At 74.1% G+C, this 4,186-nt stretch carries 4 protein-coding genes; 2 read left to right on the forward strand and 2 right to left on the reverse strand.

Annotated elements, in window-relative coordinates:
- The first annotated feature begins 69 nt into the window (after positions 1 to 69).
- Both MHZ35_RS17690 and MHZ35_RS17695 read left to right on the forward strand, forming a co-directional pair.
- Positions 70 to 741: a TPM domain-containing protein gene (locus tag MHZ35_RS17690; protein WP_446741076.1), complete on the forward strand. Its 672-nt coding sequence runs from the start codon at positions 70 to 72 to the stop codon at positions 739 to 741.
- Entirely contained in the window at positions 738 to 1,274 is a 537-nt protein-coding gene (locus MHZ35_RS17695; RefSeq protein WP_239436830.1) for an NUDIX domain-containing protein, read from the forward strand. The genes MHZ35_RS17690 and MHZ35_RS17695 overlap by 4 nt, the downstream gene beginning before the upstream one ends.
- 20 nt (positions 1,275 to 1,294) lie before the next feature.
- Here MHZ35_RS17695 and MHZ35_RS17700 read toward each other — a convergent pair whose 3' ends face one another.
- The gene (locus tag MHZ35_RS17700) at positions 1,295 to 1,576 is read right to left on the reverse strand and encodes an NADH dehydrogenase ubiquinone Fe-S protein 4 (protein ID WP_132884012.1); all 282 of its coding nucleotides are present in this window, start codon (positions 1,574 to 1,576) and stop codon (positions 1,295 to 1,297) included.
- A 41-nt stretch (positions 1,577 to 1,617) separates the two neighbouring features.
- Positions 1,618 to 4,083 carry an ATP-dependent helicase HrpB gene (hrpB, locus tag MHZ35_RS17705; protein ID WP_239436831.1) on the reverse strand — a complete coding sequence of 822 codons (2,466 nt, stop codon included), beginning with the start codon at positions 4,081 to 4,083 and terminating at the stop codon, positions 1,618 to 1,620.
- Positions 4,084 to 4,186 lie beyond the last annotated feature (103 nt).

Genomic DNA, 4,186 nt, shown 5'->3' on the forward strand with positions numbered 1-4,186 from the left:
GGGCGGCGGCGGCTTCGGCGGCGGCGGCGGCGGGTCGTTCGGCGGCGGCGGCGCTTCGGGGAGCTGGTGATGCATCTGAGCAAACAGGATCATGCGGCGGTCACGGCTGCCGTGGCCGCAGCCGAGCGCGGCACGGACGGCGAGATCGTGACGGTGGTCGCGGGCCGATCCGACTCCTACCACGACGTGGCGCTGCACTGGGCGGTACTCGCCATGCTGCTGGTGCTGGCGCTGCTGTCGGTGTGGCCCGGCATGGCGGCGGCATTGTATGAGCGGGTGTTCGATCCCTGGACGCAGGTGGTGCACCCGACCGTGCTGCTGCTGATCGCGCTGCTGCTCCAGACGCTGGCGTTCCTTGTCGTTCGGCTGCTGCTCGCCATCCCGAAGCTGCGGATCGCGATGACGCCCGGCGCCACCAAGACGCGGCGGGTGCGCAGGCGCGCGGTGGGGCTGTTCCGCACCGCGGCCGAGAAGCGTACGCGTGCGCGCACCGGCGTGCTGCTCTACCTGTCGCTGGCCGAGCACCGTGCCGAGCTGATCGCCGACGAGGCGATCCACGCCAAGGTCGCGCCCGAAGTGTGGGGCGAGGCGATGGCGGCGCTGGTCGCCTCCGTGCGCGAGGGGCGCGTCGGCGAGGGCATGGCACGCGCGGTCGAGCAGGTGGGCGTGGTGCTCGCCGAGCACTTCCCGCGCAGCGCCGACGACATCAACGAACTACCGGACCGATTGATCGAACTATGACCAAGGACGCGAACCTCCCCGTCGAGACGATGTGGGAGGGCAAGTACATCGTCGCCAAGAAGCAGGGGACGTGGGAATATGTGGGCCGGGCCCGCGGCATCGAGGCGGCGGTGATCCTGGCGGTGGACGACGAGGGCTGCGTGCTGCTGGTCGACCAGTTCCGCATGCCGCTTGGCAGGCGCTGCCTGGAACTGCCGGCCGGGCTGATCGGCGACGACGTCGCCGGCGAGGGTGCCGAGATCGCCGCTGCGCGCGAGCTGGAGGAGGAGACGGGCTACCGCCCCAGCAGGATCGAGCCGGTCGGCATGTTCCATTCCTCGCCCGGCATGGTCTCCGAAGGGTTCACGCTGATGCGGGCGACCGAGCTGGTGAAGACCGGCGAGGGCGGCGGCGTCGACGGCGAGGACATCACCGTCCACCGGGTGCCGCTCGCCGAGGTCGAGTCCTTCATCGCCGCCAAGCGCGCCGAGGGCTTCGCGATGGACGTGAAGCTGCTGCTGCTGCTGGGCGCCGGGATCCTGGCGGGGCGGTAAGCGCCGCCCCGCACCTAGGCTTAGCGGAAGTTGTCGGCGTAGGCCTGGAGCTTGAGCTTGCGCTCGGGCGCGGGCACGACGTGGTAGGTCAGGCCCTGCTTCTCGGCATAGGCCTGGGCCGCTTCCACGGTCGGGAAGGTGAGGCGGACCTGGTCGCGGGTGTCGCCCGAGCCGGCCCAGCCGGTCAGCGGATCCGGCTGCTTGGGCTCGGTGGACTCGAACTCCAGGACCCACATGTCGGTGCGGGCGCGGCCGGACTGGGTGGAATTCTTGGGGCGCTGGTAGATACGGGCGGACGGCACAAGCTTCTCCACGCGGGAAATGGGGTTTGTTGGCAAACGCTCTAACGCCCCTCGCGCGCCCGCGCATCCGCATTTTTGGTGCGCAGCGTCGCGGAGGCCGAGGCGGGATCGTCCGGCCAGGGGTGGCGCGGGTAGCGGCCGCGCATCTCTTTCGCGACCGCCGCCCAGCTGCCGGCCCAGAAGCCAGGCAGGTCGCGGGTCGTCTGGATCGGGCGGCCGGCGGGCGAGGTGAGGCTCAAGACCAGCGGCACTGCGCCGCCGGCGACGGTCGGGTGGCGGGCGAGGCCGAACAGCGCCTGGGGGCGCAGCTCGACGCGCGGGCCGCCCTCGGCACCATAGTCGATCGCGTGGGTGGAGCCGGCGGGGCTTTCGAAGCGGGCGGGGGCGAGGCGGCGGACGGCCTGCATCGCATCCCAGCCGGCGAGCGACTCCAGGGCTTGCGTCAGCGCGGAGGGTGCGATCGCGTCGAGCCGGCGCTTGCCCGAGAGCAGCGGCGGCAGCCATTCGTCGAGGCGGTCGAGCAGCACCGCGTCCGACAGCGGATCGTCGATGCCGCCCATCTCTGCGGCAAAGCGCGCGCGGGCGCGCAGGGCGCCGGCGTCGTCACCCCAGGGCAGGAGGGCGAGGCCGTGGGCGCGCACGCCCTCTAGCAATGCCGCCTCGATCTCGGTTGCGGAGGCGGCGCTGTCGGGGCCGGAGCTCAGGCGGAGAGCGCCCAGCGCACGGGCGCGGACGGCGCTGATCGCGCCGGTGGCGGGATCGAAGACCACGTCGCGGCGCACGGCGATGCGGTCGCCGAACAGCGACTCGATCGTGGCGAGGTCGAGCGCGGCAGCCGAGAGGATGCGCGCCCCCGAGGCGGCGCCCTGGGTCTCGGCGACCGCGAGCCATTCGGCACTGGCGAGCGGCGAAGTCGGGTCGAGGCGGAAGCCGCGGCCGCCGACGCTGGCCCAATGTTCGCCGCTCGCGTCACGGCGGCGAGCGACGCGGTCGGGGAAGGCGAGCGCGACGCAGGTGGCGAGCGCCTGCGGGTCGCGATCGGCCGGCGGTGCGGCGGGGACGAGCTTTGCCCAGCGTTGCGCCATGCGGCGGCCGGCCTCGGCGCGCTGGCCGCGCTCGCTGCGCCAGCGGCGGTGGCGCAGGTCGAGGTCGGCATCCTGGCCGCCCATCCCGCGCTCCCCGAGCAGCACCGCGACTTCGGCGGCGACCTGGGCGAGGCCGCGCTCGCCGGCGCGCACCAGCATGTGGCCGAGGCGCGGGGGGAGCGGGAGGGAGGCGATGACGGCGCCGTGCGGCGTCGGCCGGCCGTCGGCGTCGATCGCCTCCAGCGTGGCGAGGCGCGCCTTGGCCTCGGCGATCGCGGCGGCGGGCGGCGGATCGAGCCAGCGCAGCGTGCTGGGATCGGTGACGCCCCAGCGCGCGCAGTCGAGCACCAGCGCGGACAGGTCCGCCTCCAGGATCTCGGGCGGGTCGAAGCGCGGCAGGCCGGCGGTGGCGGCTGCTTCCCACAGGCGATAGGCGACGCCCGGCCGCTGGCGCGCGGCGCGGCCGGCGCGCTGGGTGACGGCGGCCTGGCTGGCGCGCTCGGTCACCAGCCGGGTCATGCCGGCGGCGCGATCGTAGCGCGGGCGGCGGGCGAGGCCGGAGTCGACCACGGTCGAGATGCCGTTGAGGGTCAGCGAGGTCTCGGCGATGGCGGTGGCGAGGACGAGCTTGCGGCGGCCTTCCGGATCGGGGGCGATCGCGGCGCGCTGCTGGCCAGGCTCCAGGCTGCCGTGCAGGCGGTGGAGGACGATGTCGGGGCCGAGGCCCTCCAGCCGTTCGGCAGTGCGCTCGATCTCGCCCACGCCCGGCAGGAAGGCGAGCACGCCGCCGTCGGTGTCGGCGAGCGCCGTGCGGATCGCGCGGGCCATGCCGTCCTCGATCCGCTGTTCGGCGGCGCGGCCGAGGTGGCGGAGTTCCAGCGGGTGGCTGCGGCCTTCGCTCTCCACCACCGGCGCGTCGTCGAGCAGGCGGGCGAAGCGGGCGCCGTCGAGGGTCGCCGACATGGCGACGATGCGCAGGTCCGGCCGCAGCCCGGCCTGGGCGTCGAGCGCGAGGGCGAGGCCGAAGTCGCTGTCGAGGCTGCGTTCGTGGACCTCGTCGAACAGCACCGCCGAGATGCCGGCGAGTTCGGGATCGGCCTGGATGCGGGCGACGAAAATGCCCTCGGTCACCACCGTCACGCGGGTCGCGGCCGAGCGGCGGCTGTCCATGCGGGTGGCGTAGCCGAAGGTGCGGCCGACGGGTTCGCCGGCAAGTGCTGCCATGCGCTCGGCGGCGGCGCGGGCGGCGATGCGGCGGGGCGAGAGCAGCAGCACCTCGCCGGTGCACCAGGGCTGGTCGAGGAGTGCGGGGGCGACCGCGGTGGTCTTCCCGGCGCCGGGCGGGGCGACGAGCACGGCGCTGCTGCGCGCGGCGAGGTGGCCGAGCAGGGCGGGCAGGACGGCGTGGATCGGCAGGGTCATCGCGGCGAAAGGTTAGTCGAAAGTTAGTCCAAGGTGCGGGGTCGCACCGGCTGCCCGGAGGGGCAGCGTGGCGGCTCCATGCCATGGTTTGGCGGGGTAGGAC

Origin of the sequence: Sphingomonas sp. ACRSK (assembly GCF_022346685.1) — a bacterium.
Lineage (GTDB): Bacteria > Pseudomonadota > Alphaproteobacteria > Sphingomonadales > Sphingomonadaceae > Sphingomonas > Sphingomonas molluscorum.